At 67.9% G+C, this 18,796-nt stretch carries 23 protein-coding genes and 1 pseudogene; 2 read left to right on the top strand and 22 right to left on the bottom strand.

Annotated features, from left to right (window positions below; genetic code table 11):
- Positions 1-6 precede the first annotated feature (6 nt).
- Positions 7-858: a Scr1 family TA system antitoxin-like transcriptional regulator gene (locus JHN45_RS29085; protein ID WP_201051474.1), complete on the bottom strand. Its 852-nt coding sequence runs from the start codon at positions 856-858 to the stop codon at positions 7-9.
- A gap of 250 nt (positions 859-1,108) precedes the next feature.
- Here JHN45_RS29085 and JHN45_RS29080 point away from each other — a divergent pair, with 250 nt between their 5' ends.
- Together JHN45_RS29080 and JHN45_RS29075 are read left to right on the top strand one after the other, a co-directional pair.
- Positions 1,109-1,555, top strand: a complete 447-nt coding sequence (locus tag JHN45_RS29080) for an ATP-binding protein (RefSeq protein WP_236584238.1) — start codon at positions 1,109-1,111, stop codon at positions 1,553-1,555.
- Positions 1,552-1,812, top strand: coding sequence for a hypothetical protein (locus JHN45_RS29075; RefSeq protein WP_201051469.1), 261 nt, complete (start codon positions 1,552-1,554; stop codon positions 1,810-1,812). The genes JHN45_RS29080 and JHN45_RS29075 overlap by 4 nt, the downstream gene beginning before the upstream one ends.
- 482 nt (positions 1,813-2,294) lie before the next feature.
- Here JHN45_RS29075 and JHN45_RS29070 read toward each other — a convergent pair whose 3' ends face one another.
- The 21 genes and pseudogenes from JHN45_RS29070 to JHN45_RS28970 all read right to left on the bottom strand — a co-directional run.
- On the bottom strand, positions 2,295-2,744 hold the full coding sequence (locus tag JHN45_RS29070; RefSeq protein ID WP_201051467.1) for a hypothetical protein: 450 nt from the start codon (positions 2,742-2,744) through the stop codon (positions 2,295-2,297).
- A 57-nt stretch (positions 2,745-2,801) separates the two neighbouring features.
- On the bottom strand, positions 2,802-3,068 hold the full coding sequence (locus tag JHN45_RS29065; RefSeq protein ID WP_201051465.1) for a hypothetical protein: 267 nt from the start codon (positions 3,066-3,068) through the stop codon (positions 2,802-2,804).
- Complete coding sequence (locus tag JHN45_RS29060) at positions 3,065-3,328, bottom strand: hypothetical protein (protein ID WP_201051463.1); 264 nt, start codon at positions 3,326-3,328, stop codon at positions 3,065-3,067. Before JHN45_RS29060 ends, JHN45_RS29065 begins: the two co-directional genes overlap by 4 nt.
- Before the next feature lie 469 nt (positions 3,329-3,797).
- Positions 3,798-4,712 (bottom strand): glycoside hydrolase family 25 protein, encoded by a 915-nt coding sequence (locus JHN45_RS29055; protein ID WP_201051461.1) that lies wholly within the window; start codon positions 4,710-4,712, stop codon positions 3,798-3,800.
- A 91-nt stretch (positions 4,713-4,803) separates the two neighbouring features.
- On the bottom strand, positions 4,804-5,949 hold the full coding sequence (locus tag JHN45_RS29050) for a hypothetical protein (RefSeq protein ID WP_201051459.1): 1,146 nt from the start codon (positions 5,947-5,949) through the stop codon (positions 4,804-4,806).
- Positions 5,946-6,509 carry a hypothetical protein gene (locus JHN45_RS29045; RefSeq protein WP_201051457.1) on the bottom strand — a complete coding sequence of 188 codons (564 nt, stop codon included), beginning with the start codon at positions 6,507-6,509 and terminating at the stop codon, positions 5,946-5,948. Before JHN45_RS29045 ends, JHN45_RS29050 begins: the two co-directional genes overlap by 4 nt.
- Positions 6,510-6,580: 71 nt before the next feature.
- Positions 6,581-7,006, bottom strand: a complete 426-nt coding sequence (locus JHN45_RS29040) for a hypothetical protein (protein ID WP_201051455.1) — start codon at positions 7,004-7,006, stop codon at positions 6,581-6,583.
- A 15-nt stretch (positions 7,007-7,021) separates the two neighbouring features.
- Positions 7,022-10,843 carry a hypothetical protein gene (locus JHN45_RS29035; RefSeq protein WP_201051454.1) on the bottom strand — a complete coding sequence of 1,274 codons (3,822 nt, stop codon included), beginning with the start codon at positions 10,841-10,843 and terminating at the stop codon, positions 7,022-7,024.
- 2 nt (positions 10,844-10,845) lie between these two features.
- Positions 10,846-13,059, bottom strand: a complete 2,214-nt coding sequence (locus tag JHN45_RS29030) for a phage tail tape measure protein (RefSeq protein WP_201051452.1) — start codon at positions 13,057-13,059, stop codon at positions 10,846-10,848.
- A gap of 42 nt (positions 13,060-13,101) precedes the next feature.
- Positions 13,102-13,311: a hypothetical protein gene (locus tag JHN45_RS29025; RefSeq protein ID WP_201051451.1), complete on the bottom strand. Its 210-nt coding sequence runs from the start codon at positions 13,309-13,311 to the stop codon at positions 13,102-13,104.
- Entirely contained in the window at positions 13,308-13,799 is a 492-nt protein-coding gene (locus tag JHN45_RS29020; RefSeq protein ID WP_201051448.1) for a hypothetical protein, read from the bottom strand. The genes JHN45_RS29025 and JHN45_RS29020 overlap by 4 nt, the downstream gene beginning before the upstream one ends.
- Positions 13,799-14,293 carry a phage tail tube protein gene (locus JHN45_RS29015; protein WP_201051446.1) on the bottom strand — a complete coding sequence of 165 codons (495 nt, stop codon included), beginning with the start codon at positions 14,291-14,293 and terminating at the stop codon, positions 13,799-13,801. Before JHN45_RS29015 ends, JHN45_RS29020 begins: the two co-directional genes overlap by 1 nt.
- Positions 14,294-14,305: 12 nt before the next feature.
- Entirely contained in the window at positions 14,306-14,737 is a 432-nt protein-coding gene (locus JHN45_RS29010; protein WP_201051444.1) for a minor capsid protein, read from the bottom strand.
- Positions 14,734-15,084, bottom strand: coding sequence for a hypothetical protein (locus tag JHN45_RS29005; RefSeq protein WP_201051442.1), 351 nt, complete (start codon positions 15,082-15,084; stop codon positions 14,734-14,736). Before JHN45_RS29005 ends, JHN45_RS29010 begins: the two co-directional genes overlap by 4 nt.
- Positions 15,081-15,398 (bottom strand): hypothetical protein, encoded by a 318-nt coding sequence (locus tag JHN45_RS29000; RefSeq protein ID WP_201051440.1) that lies wholly within the window; start codon positions 15,396-15,398, stop codon positions 15,081-15,083. Before JHN45_RS29000 ends, JHN45_RS29005 begins: the two co-directional genes overlap by 4 nt.
- Positions 15,395-15,775 (bottom strand): hypothetical protein, encoded by a 381-nt coding sequence (locus tag JHN45_RS28995; protein ID WP_201051438.1) that lies wholly within the window; start codon positions 15,773-15,775, stop codon positions 15,395-15,397. Before JHN45_RS28995 ends, JHN45_RS29000 begins: the two co-directional genes overlap by 4 nt.
- 3 nt (positions 15,776-15,778) lie before the next feature.
- On the bottom strand, positions 15,779-16,021 hold the full coding sequence (locus JHN45_RS28990; protein ID WP_201051436.1) for a hypothetical protein: 243 nt from the start codon (positions 16,019-16,021) through the stop codon (positions 15,779-15,781).
- A 3-nt stretch (positions 16,022-16,024) separates the two neighbouring features.
- Positions 16,025-17,029 carry a major capsid protein gene (locus tag JHN45_RS28985; protein ID WP_201051435.1) on the bottom strand — a complete coding sequence of 335 codons (1,005 nt, stop codon included), beginning with the start codon at positions 17,027-17,029 and terminating at the stop codon, positions 16,025-16,027.
- Positions 17,030-17,050: 21 nt separating this feature from the next.
- Positions 17,051-17,689: a hypothetical protein gene (locus JHN45_RS28980; RefSeq protein ID WP_201051433.1), complete on the bottom strand. Its 639-nt coding sequence runs from the start codon at positions 17,687-17,689 to the stop codon at positions 17,051-17,053.
- 443 nt (positions 17,690-18,132) lie between these two features.
- Positions 18,133-18,294 (bottom strand): Rmf/CrpP fold protein, encoded by a 162-nt coding sequence (locus JHN45_RS28975; RefSeq protein ID WP_201051431.1) that lies wholly within the window; start codon positions 18,292-18,294, stop codon positions 18,133-18,135.
- A 4-nt stretch (positions 18,295-18,298) separates the two neighbouring features.
- A pseudogene (locus tag JHN45_RS28970) lies at positions 18,299-18,796 on the bottom strand (phage capsid protein); the annotation flags it as partial.

Raw genomic sequence — 18,796 nt, 5'->3', positions numbered from 1 at the left:
ACGCCTTCACACTTGTTGTGCTATTTCGTAGATGAAGTCACGCGACTGCACGGCGTCGAGCGACCTCTCTTCGGTTCGGTCCAGGACGGCCCGGTAGTTGGCGAGGCGCGTCTCTGCGTCAAGGAACGCGGGGCCGTGTGGAGTGTCTGTCTGGACCGTGTCGAGCTGCGGAACCGACCCGTATACGTAGAGTGTCGAACTTCCGGCGTTGGGGAAACCGCCGACGGAGAACGGAACGACGCGCACGGTCACGTTGTCCCGGCTGGATTCCTTCAAAAGGTAGTCGAGTTGCGCGCGAGCGATCTTTCGGCCGCCGAACTCCATGCGTAGGGCGGCCTCGTGGATCAAGAACGTGCATGCGGGTGCGCTCGGTCGGTCGAGCACATCGCGACGCTTCAAGCGATGCGAAAGTCGGCGCCGGAGGTCAACGTCGCTGAGGGGCGGCACGGCCTCCTCGAACACGGCGCGGGCGTAGTCCTCGGTTTGCAGCAGGCCGGGCATGTGCATGATCTGCACGGCGCGAAGTGCCGTGGCGTGGTACTCAAGTTCGGATAGGTCGAGCGCGCCGGCGGAGAGTTCGCCGCGGTAGTCCTCCCACCATCCTTTGCCGCGTTCTTCAGCCATGGCGGCGAGGGCGTCGACGTACTCAGCGTCGGGGCAGCCGTAGTGAGCGGCCCATGTGCGAACGCGCTCACCGCTCACGCCGAAACGGCCCGACTCGGTGTTGCTGATGCTCGTCCGGTCGGTGCCGAGTTGGGTTGCGGCGTCGGCGAGCGTGAGACCGGCATGTTCCCGGATCTTTCGCAGTTCAACGCCCAATCGGCGCTGACGTGCGGTCGGCGCCTTCCTTGGTGGCATCGGCTCCCCTCCTGTCGGCTCCCAGTGTGGCCCGTGTCCCAACAAGGATCCACCTCGTTCTACTGTTGAGCCATTTAGGTACAACTAGTGAGACGCATCCGCTACCGTCTTCAGCAGCACCGCGCAGTGCGCCGGTAAAACCGCAGTGCAGCCGCTGACGCGCGCCCATGTACCGGCGCCGTCGCCCGGGAGGCGGATCGAGCCACGGTGGCGAGCAGCGCGAGCTACAACCGCGTTGGGAGACGATGAAATGGGAACCGCGTTAGCACCTCCTGCACCTCCTGCACCACCGTCGACGTTGTCGTATCGCCTTTCTGCGGCGAACACACCGACTGCGCCGGCTGTGCTTCGTGATCTGGTCGTGGCTCTGTGCCGCTCGACTGGTCACGGCGCACTCGCAGAAACCGCTCAGCTCTGTGCGAGCGAAATTGTCACGAATGTCTACCGCCACACGGCCGCCCGTCTTGTTCACGTCGATGTGATCGTTGCCGAGGGTTACGTGTCCGTGTGGGTGCACGACGACCTGCCGAAGGAACTGCCCGGTCCTCCCGAAGGGTTGGAGCGAGAGGGCGGCCTCGGCCTCATCCTCGTCGACCAACTCGCCGATCACTGGGGAGCCGCGCTCTACGGCGGGTTGATCCCCACTTCAAAGGCCGTGTGGTTCCGCCTGGACGAGGGTGGCAGGGGGGCCGTGTGATCCGACCCGAGAAAGTAAACGTGTCCGTCAACTGCGGTTCTGGTGACGACGTCGACGTGTGGCTCTACTTCGACGCGAACTTGCTCGTCGAGATCAAACCCGACCTCGCGCGGACGTTGGTCGTCGACCTTGCCGAGCAAGTCGGGATGTTCGCCGGTGTCCGGAACGACAGTTCAAGCCGCGGTGCCTGGCCTGCGATCCGCGCCGCGATCCGGGGTTCCTGGCGCCAATTCCGCGGTGTGGAGGGGCGCAAGTGACCGGAATGGAGCTTGATCGCATGGTGATTGGTGTGTTCTCCCTGTGCATCAGTCTCGGCGTGGGCACTCTTTTCGCGATCTATTGGTCGATGCCGAGTTCGCGCCGTGCGGTTGCCCCCGCGCCGGTCGATCGACCGGGCTACACCTACACCTGCTACTGCTACCGCGACTCGATGCGGGTCAAGATCCTTGCGGACGAAACTCCGCGCAGGCGGCACGCCCGGACCGAGTCGAAATCCGCACGCCGCCGAAGCCGCCTTGTGTCGTCTCCCAACGCGGGGGCGGCTGGCGGAAGGGGGGAACACGTTCCCGTGTCCGTGGCTGCATAGGTCCACGGGCGCGGTGACCCCCAGGGAGGGCCCTCGACGGATACGGGTCGAGGGCCCTCTCGCGTGCCCTGCAACGGCGAAAGCGCCCCCGTTCCCCGGCGCAATGCCGGGGAACGGGGGCACGGAAGTTGCCGAACTGTCCTGCTACACGCGCTAGTTGGATAGCAACTCGGAACGCACCTGAGAGCGAAATCTCTCGGCGACGGCCTCCATCTTCTCGACGTCACCCTCGCGGGCGACCTCTTCCCACTCTGTGGTCAACAGCCGAACCTCGGTGCTCCCGAATATCTGTACGGCCATCTTTGCCTCGACAGACATTTCAAGTCGCCGGGAACTCGGCCAGGAACTTTCGAGTGCTTCGAGCTCGTCCGAGCAGCTCTGCGCCCGATATGCGGCAATCCGCAGGTCGAGTTCGATCATGCGCAGGGCCTCAAAGTATCCTTCGCGTCGCTCACGGCGGACGGACCGCTGACTCTCCGCCCGGTCGACACGCTGCAACATCTGCTCTGCACTCTTGGGCGCTCGGGCGCCAGCGAGCCATGTGAAGAACACGCCGAGAGCACCTGTCGACGCAGTAAGTACGGGCGTCAGCCATTCAGCCATTCATCCATACTCGGTCAAGATTTCCTGCTAGGGAAGCGTCCTGAACTACTCCTGTGACTAGGGGAGTTGGGTGATCAGGGTGAGCACAGTCAATGCGACCCCGAGTAGGCCTACGAGGGCGCTGATGCTTGACAGGGGCCACCGGCGAGTTTCGAGTTCGTCGACTCGATTTTCGAGTTCACCGAGGCGCCCCTCGGTCTGGTCGGATCGCTGGACGAGTAGCGCGAGTGCACCGTCGATCCGGGCGAACCCCACTTCGACCGTTGTGCGCAGCCGCTCAAGAGCGACGGCTGCGGAGTCGGGCGGCGGCTCGGGTGCGGTCACACTCTGCCTCCATTCTTCCGATCGAGCGCGAGCAAATCGTCGCTGTTCGGCGCGGCACGCAGCCACGCCGGAAGCAGGTTCTCGACGATTGGCAGGGCCATCACACGCGTGATGCCGCCGGCGACGGCGAGCGCGACGCCGACGCCGGCGGCGGTCTGCGGGATGCCGGCGGCGTTGATGATCAGGGGTAGGCCGGACGTTAGGGCGAGCGCGGTCTGCACGACAGTTCGGATGGTGCGCCGGTTGGCTGCACTGAGCACGAATGTCCCTTTCCGTATTGATTGATGGTTGTGGTGCGGTAACTTCGCTACATGGGGTGGGGGGATCTCGTTACCGCGGTTGTTGGAGTGTTGGTTGGCGTAGTAGCCACAGAGGGCGCGCACTACTGGCGGTCCAGGAAGGAGAACCCTGCGATCCGCTTGCTGGTTCGGCATGGCGCCGAGCCAGGTGAATATGGCTTGGCTAACAGCGGCTATGCGAATGCCTACCGCGTAGGAGTATCGGTTGGCTGGGCTGCACCGAGAGGGCGCTTTCGCCCCTTCCGGCACATCCGATATTGGAACGAGGTACCTGCTGGGGCTGAGTTGCACTTCCGGGTGCTATCTGAAGACAGCAGCGGTAACGGGGCTGTTCTATGCGTGGCTTGGCGAGACAAGCCTGTGGAACCGAGCCGACGCAAGTGGCAGTTGTGGCCGCTGACTTGAGCGGTAGGGCTCGTGCAGGAAGTGATTACTTGCCGTAGGCGAGGCGGAACAGGGCGGCCCAACCCTTCGGGCCGATGGCCGGGTCGGACTTCTTGGCCGCGGCGCGGTACTGCGGGTGCGCGTTGTGGAACGCGATCACGCCGGCCTGCGTCTTGGGCCCGTAATTCGGCGACTCGGCAACGGACTTGGACATGTAGCCGGTGGCCTTGAGCGCGCGCTGAAGCGTCACGGCGGACGGCTTGGCCTTGTTCGGGGCGAGGCCGGTCGGGAACTTCGGCGGGGTGTACGTCTTCGGCTCGTCGTCGTTGATGTCGCCCTTGGCCCACTCGCGGAGCGCGGAGGGGGACATGTAGGCGAGGTTCCGGTCGAGCGGGGTAGACGTGAACTGCCAGATCATCACGGTGCGACCGCTCGGCTTGGGGCGCGCTGCGGCCTCGGCGCGGGCGTAGGTCGCGGCGCCCCACGGGTAAGCGGGGTACCACAGGGGAACGCCCGAGGGGACGTGTCCGGCGGTGATGTCCGAGGCGGACGTGTAGATGCCGACGACCTGCCCGGGGAACGCCTTCTTCACCGCGGCGATCCACGCGGTGGCGTACGCCTTGATCTGCGCGGCCGACCGTCCCTTGTAGTTTCGGCCGTCGCTGTAGCGCTCCAGGTCGAGCCAGTGCAGGAAGCCGGAGCCGGCGTACGGCTTCACGGCGGCGACGTAGTTCGCGGCCTCGGCGGCGGCGGACTGGTTCGGCCACGCGAAGTGGTACGCGCCCGCGACCAGGCCGGCGCCCTTGATTCCCTTGATGTGCGTCGCGAACTTGGGGTCGTGACTCTTCTGACCCTCGCTCGCCTTGGCGAACGCGAAGGTGAGGCCGTCGGCCTTGAGCGCGGTCCAGTTCTGTGCGGACTGGTACGCGGACACGTCGAGGCCGCGCGAGGTGCTGGTCATATGGGATGCCTCCTGGGCATGAAAAAACGCCCGGCGCGGTGCGCTCGGGCGTTGCGGAATGTGCGGTTGAGGCGGGTCTAGATGTTTTGGATTACAGAATTGGTGATAGCGAACCGCGATCAGCGAAATTGCGGCCTTCTTCAGGAAGGACGATGAAGTACCCGGATCCAGGAGGGTCTTCTACGGATGCCCTGTGTATGCGAGCTGCCCACTCTGGGGTGGGCCACCGTGTACTGCTGTCCCAGCAGATGCCGGCGAGGTTGACTCCATCAAGGTCCACAGCAGTTAGGTCCGAGCCAGCGAAGTTGTTTGCCGCGTCGGTTAGGTTGCGCTGAGCGCCGATGAGTTCGGCGGTGTTGTACAGGTCGTCGCGGGCGAGCTCACCGACGAGTTCATGGACTCGGGCGAGCTCGTGGACATGGCGGTGGGCGAAGCCCTGCTTGCGGTTGTGGCGGAATTGATCGAGAGCGCGGCCGATGCTGATGGCGAGATCGAGGGCGCGGCTCAAGTCGTGGTTGAAGGTGAGGACAAAGTCGATGAAGCGGTAATTGGCGATGTCACTGTCGCGGATCCGATTGAGGGCGCGAGTGGTAAGAACGCGGTTGAGGACGTGAGCGCGGTTGCGGACGGCGCGGTAGGGCTTGAGGACGCGTGTTCCGACGAGGTCGAGGTCGAGAGCGAGGTCGGCGGCGTAAATGCGATCACGGCTGAGGCGCCGGTCGAGGCTGACGATGGGGATGAGGTCGAGGTCGAGGTCGAGGTTCCGGCCAAGGGCGCGCAGGCCAGCCAGGCTAAGTGCGATGGAGCGGATGCGAATGCTGGCGCGGTTGAGGTCGTCGTCGGGGTCGACGGCGAGGGCGCGATCGCGGGCTAGGCCGATTTCGCGGTAGAGAGATAGAGCGAAGTCGCGATCGCGGGCGAGGGTTTCAGCTGCCCTTTCCAGGGCGGCTGCGACTGACAGAAGGGCGCTACGGTGCTCAAGCCGCTCCCTTGGAGGTGCGGACTTCCAGGTTCTTGTTGCGTCAGCCAGACCCGGCCCCATGTAGTCCTGTGTTGAAGCGACCTGGGGAGTCTTGCGAGCACTAGGAACATCCGGGTCTGGAGCCGGATGAGTCGTAGCCGAACTATCCGGTGCGTGCAGCAGGCCGGACGTCTTCAGGGGAGGCCGGAAGCCTGGAGACCGGCGTGAAAACACAGCGAGGACGCGGCCGGTGAAGGACTCGGCGGTAATGGTCACGCCGCACCACCTTCGCTTGTCGGACCCTGCTGTGCGACAACGCTCGTGTCAGGCTGTAGTTGTCCTGCTGTAGCACTGCCCGCGGGGCCTGACAGCGAAATATTCGATAGTCCAGGATCAGGCTGCGGGTTGCCTTGCAGGAGGGTCTGTGTTTGGTGCTGTGCCTCGTCCACTACACCGCCCAGAGCGGCCCGACTTGCGCTCTTGACCATAAGTGGTGCCAACGTGGTGGCCTGTTGGACAGCCGACAGAGCACCCAGGCCGATGACGAACGCCACCAGGGGATTCGTGCTCTGCGGATAAGTGGCTGCCACGGCACCGGTTAGCGTTCCGCTGACGAACAGCCGCAGCACTGCGGCGAGCCAGTACGCCTTCCAACCGGGTGCGGGCAGGTTCTCTTCGCCGGGTCGCACGTCCGCTCTGCGCTGAGGTGGATCGATGGTGTCGGATTGGACGTTCCACGGCATCTGATGGTGCCACTTGACAGCTCTGATGAAGTCGAGCGCCTCCATCGAGGCGCCGCCAGCTGCTCCAAGCGCCGCCGCCATGAACCAATCCATGGTTCGAGGCTAGGGGTAATCGTGCGGCTGAGAAGTAGTTCTTCGTAACCAATGTGCTGAGATCAGAACACTTAGTCCTGAATGAAGGTGATGTGTAGGCGCAAGTTCCGGCCGCTGCCGGCGGTGGTGGCCTCGCCGACGATGGGTTCGCCGTTGGTGGTGCGCAGGGTGCAGATGCCGTCGGTGCCGATGACGAACCCGCCCTCGGCGGTGCCGTCGTCCCAGTTCCCGTTGATGGTGCCGCTGGTGGGCCGCCACCCGGACGGGATAGTGCAGCACGCTGTGTCGGCGAGGTTGCCGGCGCCCGAGACGGCGATCGTCGCCCCGGAGCGGAACAGGTACATGTTCAACTCGACGTTGTGACCGGTCCGGTAGCCGCGGAAGTCGCTGACCGTGAACCCGGCCGCGGCCACAAGTCCCGTTGCGGTGGTGAGAGTTGGCGGGCCGTCGTTGAGCCGGTCGTCGGTGATCCGCATACCGGGTTGCCACAGGGTCACGAGGGAGAAGCCTCCTTACAGGGCGACGATGGCGGGATACGCGAGCCGCACGTCGGCGCCCGCGGCCTGCGCCTTGACGATGTTGTTGCGGCTGCGGACGACCGTGAACACCTGCGGGTTGATCACGTCGACGTTGTCGTAGCGGATCTGCACGGTGGCCGCGTTGGTGTTGCTGGCGGTCCGGATCGAGCGGGTACCGATCTGGCCCGCCGCGGTCAGTGCCGTGTCGGTGACCTCGATACGCCAGTCGCTCGGCTCCGCGCCCGACGCGAGCCACCCCTTAACGCGGAGCGTCGTCCCGCGCCCCTGGAACCGCACCCTGACGAACTGGCCCGCCACGTGCGTGATCGGCACGGTGTAGGTACCGAGTTCCGTGGTCACGTCGGCGACGACCTTGCGCAGGGACAGCACGACTGTGTTGGTCGTGCTGAACTGCACCCGGACCATGTACATGTTCGAGGAGTCCAGCATCCGGGCCGTGACCGCGCCGTACAGGCTGTCACCCGTGGCCAGTGCCGAGCTGGTGACATCGGCGTAGACGTCGAAGTCGGCGTGTACCGCGGTGACTGTGGTACGTCGCGAGGTCTCGGTCGTCGACAGGGTGTGCACCCCGTAGCCGGAGCCGACGGAGTAGTCAGATGTCGAGCCGCCGCCGACGGTGGACCAGGACGGGCCCGAGTCGGACACGCCCCAACTCCCCGTGACGGTACGGCCGAAGCTGTCGAGCAGCCATGACGCCTTGGGCTGGGTGAGGCGGACGCCCCACACGTACCAGACGTCGCCGGCGGCCGGGGTTGCTCCGTGGCGGGCGCGGATGCTCGCCCGCGAGGCGTTGGCGGGAGCCGTCAACGACTGCTGCACGAAAGTCCATTGCCCGGCGGGCACGGCGACCGCGCTCCCAAGTCCCGTACTGAGAAAGGTGTTTGTGGCGTCGTACCAGTCGATGACCGGCCGTAGATCGCTCCACCCCTTCGGGGAGTACACCCACATCGAGGCAACGTAGGTCGCGCCCGGCACGACCGCGCCCACGTCGCTGCGGGCGGCGACCGCGCCGCCGGACGTGCCGACCCCGTCCGGGGTGATCAGCAGAGAGCCGGCGGCCTGCGGGTGCAGGACCGCGGTCGAGCGGCCGACGGTGGCGGCCTGCCCGCTCCAGCCGCTTGCGTCGGTGGTGAAGAACGGGTTGGTGTTCAGCAGCCGGCCCGGCGCGGCGACGGTTATCACCTCCCCTCCGACCCGCACGTCCCATGGGTAGTCGTAGGGGTTGCTCGTCCAGATCTGGCCGGCGGTGGTGAGCACGTTCACCGTGGCGGCGGTGTCGGTCGCCGCGGTGGCGAGCTGGGCGCCGCTGGTGTCGCACCACCTGAGCGGGATCTCGTCGACCATGCCCACCGACCAGGGGCCGGCGGGCGAGCAGGTGAACGTGATGGTCCATGTGCGGGGGAGGACGGTTTCCGTCCAGCCGTCGACCAGCAGCTCGACGACGCCGGAGCCGGTGAACCGCTTGGGCAGGTTGATGATGCGGATCTTGGCGCCCTCGCTGAGCGCGAGAACCGCGGGGATGAGTTCGGGGAACTTGTGCAACAGCAGGGTGACCGACGGGTAGCGGTTCTCGTCCCATGTGGAGAGGTGGAGAAGCCAGTTCGCGACCGGGTGGGTCTGCTCGTCTGTGGCCAGGTTCAGCGTCTTGGAGTCGTCGACCAGGCCAATACCGTCCGGCGGGTCCTGTACGGACAGCGGGCCGTCGTCGAGGACCGCGGTACCGGTCGAGCCGCCCTTCCGCTGCACGGCCCACTCGTTGCGCACCGTGTCGTCCTCGACCGGCTCGAACGGCGGCGCAAGATGGCCGGCCGCGTAGTCGAGGACAAGGGCCGGCTGTTGGTTGTAGAGGGCGGCGCGGGTGCGGTACATCAGTTCGCGTCCGGCCATCGTCTCGCCGAAGATCCCGCCGTCGGCCTCGGCGCACTCGCGCAGCAGGTCGAGCAGCGGAGCGGGACTCTGCGCCCCCACGGGCACCGTGTCGTCCGGGTCCCCCACGATGGTGAGCAACACGCCTTCCTCTTGGGCCAGGCGGCGCATTCGAGCGCCAGCCCTCTCCTCGGACCACGCGTCAACCGCGTTGACGTAGGCGGCTGTTGAGTCCGTGGGCCAGACCGAGAGGTGACCGAGGGCGAGACCGTTGAGGGCCGAGGCGTAGCCGTCGGCGGGGGAGGCGACGGCGGTCGGCCGGCCGATGGTGCCGGCGAGGGTGAAGTAGACGCCGCCGGGGTCGCCGCCGACGTCGGTCCACACGATGCCGAACTTCACGTTGGCGCCCTGCTGGGCGACGGTGAAGTTGACGCGCTGCCACCGGTTGAAGATGTCCGCGCCCGTGGCGATGTCCTGCGTGGACAGGGTGTTGCCCTCGTCGTCCTTGGCGATGATCCGGCTACTGATCCCGTTGGTCGTCGAACCGAACTGGATCAACCACTCGCGAACGGTGCCGCCGGTGCTCAGGACGCGCATGAACGTCCACCGTGTGGTGGGCAGCGTGTCAAGCCGGTACATCCACTGCACCGACCACGACGTAAGCGCGGTGCTCGGCGCCGGAACGCGCCCCATCATCGCCGACAACTGCCCCGCGTTGGACGCGAGGACCGGCAAGGGGGCGGACGAGGCAAGGGTGTTGGCCTGCGCCCACGTCACGTTGGACAGGCGCAGCGGGCCCACGCCGGCGATCGGCGAGGACGCCTGAGCCGAACTCGCGCCCTCCTCCATCGGCCAGTACGCGAGCGGTTTGTAGGAGGGGATGCGGCGGCGCAGCGCGGACGCGAGGGGCTTTGCGCCCTGGCCGAGGCGGCGCAGGATGCCCGCGGCCGTGATCGGCGTCCACGCGTCCTTTTCCGAGGTGGACCACTTCGGCGGCCACTCGGGCACCTCGCCCTCGAACCGCACGATGCGATCCGTGACCGCCGAGCCCGCGGCGAGCGTCCACGCGCGGCCGGCCGAGTCCGTGAACGAGGTGGTGCCGATCGGCTGCGCGGTGAAGTCGGGCGAGGCGACGATCGTGCCGTCGATGCCGCTGCGGACCTCGGCCCGGTAGACCGTGCCGGTGACCGCGCGGCGCGGCGGGGTGACGTCGGTCTGCTCGGGAGCGATCGACAACGGCGCCGTGCCGCTGAAGATGGAGACCGGGGCCGAACTGGTCAGGTCGCCGCTGAACTGCGTCCACGGGCCGGCGAGGGTCGGTGCCCAGTACAGGCGCACGGTGAACCCGCCGGCCCCGTTGTCGACGTCGAGCGTGCCTCGTACTGCGGCGTGGCGCGGCAGGGCGGCGGGGAGGGCGGCGAACCCGCCCCCGTCGACAGTCGTCCCGCCGCTGGTGGTGTTCAGGTACAACACCCCTGCTCGCACGAGCAGATAGAACGAGCGGTTACCTGCCGCGCCCCACTTGCCGATCAGGAACTGAGTGGCGGAGGAGAACCAGTTCGTCTCTCCCTCCCACCGGATATCGAGGTCCCCGGTGATGTCGAGGGCCGCTACATCGGGGGTGGTGGCGCGGTCGGGAGTGCCGGGCATTTCCAGGTGGAGCGGCCCGCCGGGCAGGGTGTAGCGGAAAGGGGTGTTGCGGTTGAACAGCCCGTAGTAGCGGCCCTCGGGATTGCGGGGGGTGTACGTGCCCTCGAGGTTGCGGAGGGCGGCCGCGCACGCGGCGGGATCGGCGGCGTTCGACTTGTACGGGCGCCCTCGCGCGTGGGTGATCGGGTCACGCGTGTACAGGTCGCCGGTGATGTCCTGCCACGCGGAACCCATGCGCAACTCGCCCTTGAGGCCGAGCGGCTGGTCGGGGAATGCCACGGTTACGCACCCCTTCCAGTGACGGCGAATTGGACGTTGCCGCCACGGACGTTGACCGCGTCCCGGAACACCGCGAGCAGGAAGTCGCCGACCCTGCTGCCGTCCGAGGTGAACGTGACGACCGGCTGTGTGCCCCCGCCGCTCGTGGCACTTACGGTCTGTGCGGCGACGTTCGCCGCGGTGGCCTGTCCGGCTGTGGGCACGGACACGAGATTGGACATGGCCCGGTCGACCGCGCCGGAGCCGGATTCGATGCCGTCGACGACGCCGGCGGGAATCCACCGGCCGACCTCACGCGCCATGACCTTGGACGGCGACGCAATGCCGAGTGCCTTCGCGACCGGCCCCGGAATGACTTCCTTGGCCCAACCGGTGATCTTGTTTCTGAGCCAGCCGCCCATGGAAAGGATGCCGTTCCACAGGCCCTGAACGATGTTCTTGCCTTTGCCGACCAGCAGTCCGGACAGGTTGTTTCCGAGTGCGGATGAGAGCCGCCCCGGGAGTCCGCGAATCCAGTCGACCATTTCGGTCGCCTTGCCGACGGTCGCGTTTTTGATCGCGGTCCAGTTCTTGACGAACAGACCGAGCAGAGTCCAGTTAAGGAACAGGTTATAGAGGCGCCCGGGAACTCCCTTGAGCCAGCCAACGATCCCGTTCCACCACGACACGGCGGTATCCCGGATCGAGGACCAATGACTGATCAACAGGCCGATCAGGGTGAAGTTCATGAACGCCTGAACCATCATGTCCTTGGCCCAGATCAGTTTCCCGACGATCCAGTCCCAGACAGCGAGCGTCCACCCCTTGATCTCGTCCCAGTACGTGATGACCAGCACGACCAGGGCGGCAATGGCCATTCCGACCCAACCGACCGGGCCGAGGCCAGCGATCCAGGCGGCGGCCATCTCCGCGCCCGCGATCGTCGCCGCGACACCGATCGCGGCGAACGCCGCACCGATGACTACGGCGGCGAGGGTGAACTCGGCGCGGTGCTTGCCGACGAATCCGAAGAACGTGGTCAGGACCGGTACGACGTTGGCGCCGAGGAATTCGACAAGGTTCTGCTGCATCGAATTCTTGAAAGCGGTCAGTTGCGCCCCGGCATTAGCGCGAAGAGTGTTGCCGAGTGCGTCGGCCGCTCCGTCGACCTCGCCGAGACCCTTGGCGGCCGTACTCGGGTCCATCGCATAAAGCGCTTTGCCGAGATCTTCGGCCTGAGTGCCGAAAAGTGCGGTCGCCGCTTGCGACTGCTTGATCGGGTCCTTTATCGCCCGGAGTCGGTCGAGCGTGGTGTCGAGTGCGGCCGTCGCCGAGGCGCCGCCCTTGCCGAACTTGGCGGCCATGTCGTCGGCATTCAGGCCGAGAGCCTGAAAACCTGCCGCTGTGCTCGCCGAGCCGTTAACGGCCCGGAGCCCGAATTCCTTGATGGCGTCCGCGGCGATATCGGAATCCCGGGCGCCTGCCTGAATGGCCTGGTTCATCAGGCCAACGGCCGTGGCGCCGTCCAATCCGGCCTGACGGAATTGCGTCCCGTATTCGTTAAAGGTGTCGACCAGGTCGTCCGCCTTATTCGCGGACGACTGGAAACCCTTGGTGAGGACGTCGAACGCCTCGTCGGCGGACGAGGCGAGGCCGGTCCGCAGCATCTGCGAGACCGCGTTCGTGACCCCGCCGAGGTCTTGGTCGAAGGTGCTGGAGAGGTCGGCGACCTTTGTCGAGATGGATTCGATCTGCGCGTTCGTCGCGTCCGGCGGGAGCAGGCCGGACCCCATGGTCGCCCTGATCGCCTCGGCGGCGCCCTGAAAGTCTTCCGTGACGGCGTCCGAGAACAACTCGCCGGCGACCTCGCCGTACCGTTTCGCCTCGGCCGGTGTCGCGCCGAGCTGCGCGCCGAGCTTGGCCGTGACCTGCCCTTGGCCGATGGCCTCGGACAGTCCGGCCATGAGGGCGGCGCCGAGCGCGCCCCCGATGACGCCCATGGCGAGCGCCTTGAGCTTGCCCGTGAGGGTGTCGCCGGCCTGTTCGGCGCCGTCGCCGGCGGCTTCGTCGAGGCCGTCGCCGAGCGCGTTGCCGGCGTCCTCGCCGCCGGCGCGGGCGCGCTGGGTGATGCGGGCGAGGGCGGCCCGCAATCGGGCTTGGAAGCTGTCGAGGCCCTGCTCGGCCTCGCTGTCGTCGACGGTGATCGTCGCGGCGAGTTCGCCCACTGTCAGGGCCATGCGCGGGCCTCCTCACAGGGGGCCGCGCACGCGGCGCGGTACTCAACTACGCCGGGGCTTCTTCGGCTCCGGCGGGGGGTTGAAGAGGCGCTGTATGCGGGAGTCGGCGGACAGGAGGCCGAAGATGCGTACGCGCAGCCATCGCCACGACCGCTCGTCGAGAAGGCCGGGTGCGTCGGCGTCGATGCCGTAGACCTCGTGTAGGTCGGCCTCGACGAGCGGCCACTCGTCGAGCAGTTGGGCCCACGTCACCTGTGGTGCGCGCCGCTGCTGCCCTTTCCTCCGCGCCGGTTGGCCGGGCGGGGCTTCGTACCACTCGAAGAGCCCCGAGACCGGGTCTTGTTCGCCGCACCCGATGTACTGCGGCGCTGCTGCCGGTTCGGGGCCAGTTGAGAAGGGTCGCCGCCGGTGTTCCAGTACGCCTCGGCGCGGTCCTTGCTCTGGATGATCCACACCATGGCGGTCACGGCGGCGTGCTTGAGCATCGGCCACTCGACGCCGTCGGCGACCATCTCGGCGTGCGCGGTGCCGAGGACGTCGGCGTACATGTCGCGCTCGGCCGCATCCGCCAACACCTCTTTGTCGGCCTGTCCGCCGTCGGCGGCCGTGGCGGCGGCCTGCATGATGGCCTGCACGCGCAAACCGGTCGCCGCGGACGGGGCGGGAATCCGGTACGTCTTCCCCTTGATCGGGAGTACGAGGGAGTCGTCGAGCAGGTTGCCGAGTTCCTGAAAGGCCATTACGAACCACTCCCAGCGAGCGGGTTGGTGATCGCGGTCTTGGCGCCCTTGCCGGTGAGCGTGACCCCGACCGAGTCGAGGTCGTCGGTCGCTCCGCCGTCCGGGTCCCACGTCACCAGGGCGCGGCCCTCGTAGGCGTCGGCGCGGCCCTCGCGGTCGTACCACCGCACGTGGACGGTCGCGCCGCTGCCGAAGCTCTCGGCCGCGAGCCTGAGCTTTTCCTGCGCCGCGTTGAACGCCTTCGTGGTCGGGTGGTAGCGGTGCAGCAGCGTCAGCTCGACGGACCACGCGAGTTGCGTGACGGTGCTGTCGGCCCAACCGCCGTCCTCGTAGGTGGTGGAATCCTGCTGCGTGGGGTCGACCGCCGGGTCGAACTCCTGGATGCCGGGCACGATCACCCACGACGGGGTGCTCGTCGAACTTGCGTCGAGTTCCAGGCGGTACCGGCGCGCGAGCGCGGTCTCGGTCTCCGCCGGCTGTACGGGGGTGGACATGGGACGGTCCTCCTACTCAAGTCGGGGGTGGGGCCGGTGAGCGCGCAACGCGTAGTTGCTGGTCCGCTCGAACCGGCCGGCCGAGTCGGCGCCGAGCGGGGCGGCGGACTGGCGGGTGATCAGCACGACGCGGGCCGTACCGAACAGGAACGGGCCGGAGTTGTGCAGCACCTCGAACACGGCGTCGTCCAGGGCGGCCACCTCGCGCGGATCGACGCCGGCGCGGGTACGGGCCTGCACGTAGACGGTGGTGTCGGTGAGGGTCTGCGAGTTGGCCGTGTCGTAGGCGGTGAGCACGACGGCGCGGTCCGGGCCGTCCGGCATGACGGTGTCCGTGATCGCCGTCTCGCCCGCCCCGTACACGCCGTCGGGCCGGTAGGTGGCCACGCTGGCGGCGTCGAGCAGGCGGGCGAGGCCGTCGACGATGTCGACAAGGAAGCTCACCGCACCGACCGCCGGACCTGGGCGGCGATGATCTCCGTAATGGTGCCGTTCTCCTCGTGCAACGGCCCTTCCAAGTACTTCGCCGTACGGCCGTGGTCGTGGCGGTAGGTCAGTTCTTCGTGCTGGCGCACGGCATACGGGGTGTCGTAGGACACGGCGGCCGTCACGGACTGCTCGTCGACGGAGACGACGCCGGAGCGTTCCAACGTGCCTTCCTCGATCGGCACCCGTTGTCGGGAGACTTCCAACAGGTGTTCCGCGCCCAACCGCACTCCGCGCAGGGCGCCTTGACGCATCGCCGCGAGGGCGGTGTTCCCGTTCCATCTGATCCGGGCGCGCTGGGTCACTCGCACATCACCTCCGTCGACTGCGGCACGGGCAGACCGGGCGCGGTGTGGTGGGCGACGCTGATCGCGGTGGTGGTGCGGCCGGTGGGCAGCGTGACCCGTGATCCGGTCGGGCAGTCGAGGTCGGGGCCGGCGTAGATCTGCGCGGTCGAGACGACCTCGGCGCCGGTCGCATCCCGTACGCGCTTGATCGCCTCGGCGACCAGGGCGGGCACGCCCGCGGCGGGTGGCCCGTACTTCGGTCCGTACGCGCTGGTGCCGAGGTAGGGCTCGATGGTGATCCGGTGGACGAGCAGCCACTCGGGAACGTTCACCAGATCACCCCCGGCAGCAGTCCGGCGCGCGCGAGGGCGCGGTGCGCACGGGGCGCGAGGTCGACGTCGCCCGCCGCGGCGGGGACGTCCTTGCGGCCGGACAGGGACACGGGGCCGATAGAGACGCTGTCCCACCGGCCGGCCCCGCCCGTTCCGTCGTCGCCGGTCGCGGCCCGATACTCGATCTGATCGCGCACGGCCTCGGCCAGGGCGGTCACGACCTTCGGATCGGTCGGCATGCCCGCGCTGTCGGTGCGGTAGACGGCCGTCAGCAGGGCGTCGTCGATGTCCTCGGACGCCCGCGCGAGCAGCCTCTCGGCGTCCGCCGGAGGCTGGCCGGTCCACACCTGCTCGGGGGTGGCGTAGACACGGCCCACCGTTCACCCCTTGGAACGAGGACGGCCCGCGGGCTTGGTCGCCTGCGGGCCGTCGGGGCTGGTCGTGCCGGAATCGCCCGGCGGGTCACCCTCAGCTGGCTCGTCGTCGACCGGCGTCACGGTGTAACCGTGGCGCCGGAAGTACGCGACCGCGCCCTCGCTGTCGGTGGTGGCCTCGCCGTCGACGAACCACACGCCGGCCACCTGCCCGTTGAACTCCGCTACGGGAGTGGTCACTTCGTACATGGGTCACCTGACCTTGATGTTGCGGAACACTGACGCTGCCTTGGTGGCCTTGAGGACGACGCCGATCGGCCCCATCTCGACCTCGCCCGTCTTCACGGCGCCGGCGGCGGTGAAGTTGGGAAGCCACGTGCTGACCAACTGGCCGCCGACGGTGGCCACACCGTGGAATCCGTCGAGGCCGATCCGGACCGCGTAGAGGTCGGTGAGGCCGGTCGCGGCGGTGCCGCCCACGGTCCGGTTCTCCACGGGGATGATCGGGGCCGAGGTGCCGGCCTTCTCGCCGGGGTCCACGAACGTGATCCCGCCGTAGCTCTCGCGCACGATCGGGCGGCCGTTGTTGCCGATCAGGCCGTCGACCGGGTCGCGGGTGTACTGCCCGGCGCGGCGGGCGAGGGCCCGCACGCGCGCAAGGGCGGTGCTGTTGCCGATCACCAGCGACGGGGCGCCGTCGAGCAGCGACAGCCACTCGTCGAGGATGTCGAGGGCCTTCTGTTCGGCGCGTGGGTCGGTGTCGAAGTCGGTCCAGTCGGTTACCGTGGCGAGGCGGAACTCGGTCGAGCTGCCGGACAGTGCCTTGTCGAGGCCGTCGAACGAGTCCTCGTCGACCGCGGTGTCGCCGTTGATCACGGCGTCCTGGAACGTGGTGCGGGCGGCCTTGATCTTCTGCGTCATGTTCAGCGTGACCGCGTTGGACGCTGCCGGGCCGATACGGGAGATCACACGGTCGACCTGGAACGACCCACCGAGTACGGCGAGGTCGACACTGTGCCGCTCGGTCTTGACCTCGCTCGGCGCGTACTCGGTGTTGATCTTGCGGAAGTCCGCCGTCGGCTGGGTGACCAGCCGGCGGTACGTGTAGGTGAGGGTGTCGCCGTCGCCGGCCGGGTTGACGACGTCGTTGAAGATCATCGAGTCGAGCAGGACGGATTCCTTGCGGAACTCGTCGATGACCGTCACGTCGATGTCGTCGGTCGCGTTGTTCTTCGCCTCGTCGAGGGTCACGGGCATGGGGGTTACTCCTGTCTGGGGTTAGCTGTTGAACCGGGCGGCGATGGCGTCGGCGAGGGTGCCGGGGCGCTTGTCGCCGACCGGGGGCCCGTTGAACTCGGCGCCGCCGCGGGCCGGTCCGGCCGCCGGGGTGCCGAGGCGGGGATTCGCGTTGACGGCGGCGGTGATCGCGGCGGTCAGTGCGGCGGTGTCGTTCGGATCGATCGCCGCGACCGTGGCGCGGAACGACACGGAGTCGAGCAGGGCGAGCGGGTCAGCCCCTGCGGCGGGGGCGGCCTGAAGAACGGCGGTCTGTACGGCGGCGGCGCGGGCCACGGTCTGGCTGTCCGTGATGGCGCGCTGCGCCCACTGCGGCAGACGGCTGATGTCGCCCTCGACCGCCGGCGCGACCTGGGCGACCGGCGGGACCGGTGCTGGCTGCGGGGGCTGCGGCTGCTCGGCGGGGGCCGGTGCGGGCGCGGCCGGTACGGGCGGGGTGACGGGTGCCGGCTGCGGTGCTGGCGCGGGGGCGGGCTGCTGCTGCGGTACGGCGGCGGGCGTCGGCGGCGCGGTCGGGGCGGGCACGGGTGCGCCGCCGGTCGGCTGTCCGCTCGGCGGGGCGCTGGGGGCGCCCTGCGGCTGTCCGCTTGGTGCGGTCGAGGACGGGGCCGGGGTCGTCATGGGTGCACTCCTGGGTGATTAGGGGTGTGAGAGGGCCCGCCGTTGGCGGGCTCTCTCACATGCATAGATCCTTTAGGCGGACCGTCCGCCTGCTGCGGTAGCCTCATTGGTGAGCACGCAACGACGAAGAGGCACCGGAAGGGGAAGCCGGTGCCGCGTTGTCGAGTGCGGAAGGTTCAGGTTTAAAAATTGAACACTTCTGAACGAAAGGCATGGGCGCTGTCCCTTGTGACGGCGCTTGCACTCGTTGCCTCCCTGGTGGCAGTGATCATCACTGACCACGCGGGAGGGAACCCCGTCAGCGCGGCGGCTACGGCCTTCGCAGCGACGCTGACGCTCGGCCTGGGGGTGATCGCGTTCATTCTCACGTGATCATCTGGCTTCCCTAGAGCTAGAGAAGGGCCGGACCGCGTGAGCGGTCCGGCCCTTCACCAATGGGCAAATTAGCTAGTGGACGTCGCGGGGCGCTCGCGGGCGTAGCCCTTGATCCATCCCGTGCGCAGCAGGGAGTCACGCGGGTACGGGCACGTCCGCACGTCGTCGCCGCGGCGTCCGGCCTCGGCGCCCTCGGTGATGGCCCGCACGATGTCCTCACGCGTCCCCACAGGCTCACCTCTTGTTCTGCTCGTCGGACTCGCTCTTGCGTGCGCCGGATGCCCAGCGCTGTTCGCGGCCGGTTGCCTGCTCGATGAACTCGGCCTGGGTCAGCCTGCCGTGCTGGGCCCACCACTCTTTCAGTTCGTCGCTCGCCCGCGCGTACGCGATTCGAGCCGGGCCGGAGAAGAGTTCAGCCGGATTGACCCCGGCGGCCTTGGCCTTGGCATTGAGGAGATAGCCGTTCGTGGCGTCCTCGGCGGCGAGGTACTGCCGGTAGACGTACTCCTCGTACAGGGCGCGGGCCTCGGCGCGGGTGACCCGGCGGGCGGTCTCCTCGCTCACGCCCTTGGCGGCGTCGGACGCGATGGCGGCGGCCAACTCCTCGGCGAACGTGGTGTCTTCGGCGAGGGCGCCCCATGTCTCCGGGTCCGGGGCGGGGTCCATCGCGTCGGCGAGGGCGTCGCGGTCGGCGAGCAGGTCGTCGACGGTGTTGCCGGTCGCGGCGGGCGG

Source organism: Streptomyces sp. MBT53 (assembly GCF_016654115.1).
Classification (GTDB): Bacteria; Actinomycetota; Actinomycetes; order Streptomycetales; family Streptomycetaceae; genus Streptomyces.
Note: the sequence above shows the minus strand (reverse complement) of the source record. Positions and strands in the feature narration are given on the sequence as shown.

Excerpts from the sequence above, each read along its gene's own strand:
- JHN45_RS28990 (WP_201051436.1), bottom strand. The coding sequence starts at position 16,021 with ATGTACGAAGTGACCACTCCCGTAGCGGAGTTCAACGGGCAGGTGGCC.
- JHN45_RS29020 (WP_201051448.1), bottom strand. The coding sequence starts at position 13,799 with ATGGCCTTTCAGGAACTCGGCAACCTGCTCGACGACTCCCTCGTACTC.
- JHN45_RS29055 (WP_201051461.1), bottom strand. The coding sequence starts at position 4,712 with ATGACCAGCACCTCGCGCGGCCTCGACGTGTCCGCGTACCAGTCCGCA.
- JHN45_RS29015 (WP_201051446.1), bottom strand. The coding sequence starts at position 14,293 with ATGTCCACCCCCGTACAGCCGGCGGAGACCGAGACCGCGCTCGCGCGC.
- JHN45_RS29085 (WP_201051474.1), bottom strand. The coding sequence starts at position 858 with ATGCCACCAAGGAAGGCGCCGACCGCACGTCAGCGCCGATTGGGCGTT.
- JHN45_RS29030 (WP_201051452.1), bottom strand. The coding sequence starts at position 13,059 with ATGGCCCTGACAGTGGGCGAACTCGCCGCGACGATCACCGTCGACGAC.
- JHN45_RS29070 (WP_201051467.1), bottom strand. The coding sequence starts at position 2,744 with ATGGCTGAATGGCTGACGCCCGTACTTACTGCGTCGACAGGTGCTCTC.
- JHN45_RS28980 (WP_201051433.1), bottom strand. The coding sequence starts at position 17,689 with ATGACGACCCCGGCCCCGTCCTCGACCGCACCAAGCGGACAGCCGCAG.
- JHN45_RS29045 (WP_201051457.1), bottom strand. The coding sequence starts at position 6,509 with ATGGATTGGTTCATGGCGGCGGCGCTTGGAGCAGCTGGCGGCGCCTCG.
- JHN45_RS28985 (WP_201051435.1), bottom strand. The coding sequence starts at position 17,029 with ATGCCCGTGACCCTCGACGAGGCGAAGAACAACGCGACCGACGACATC.
- JHN45_RS29080 (WP_236584238.1), top strand. The coding sequence starts at position 1,109 with ATGGGAACCGCGTTAGCACCTCCTGCACCTCCTGCACCACCGTCGACG.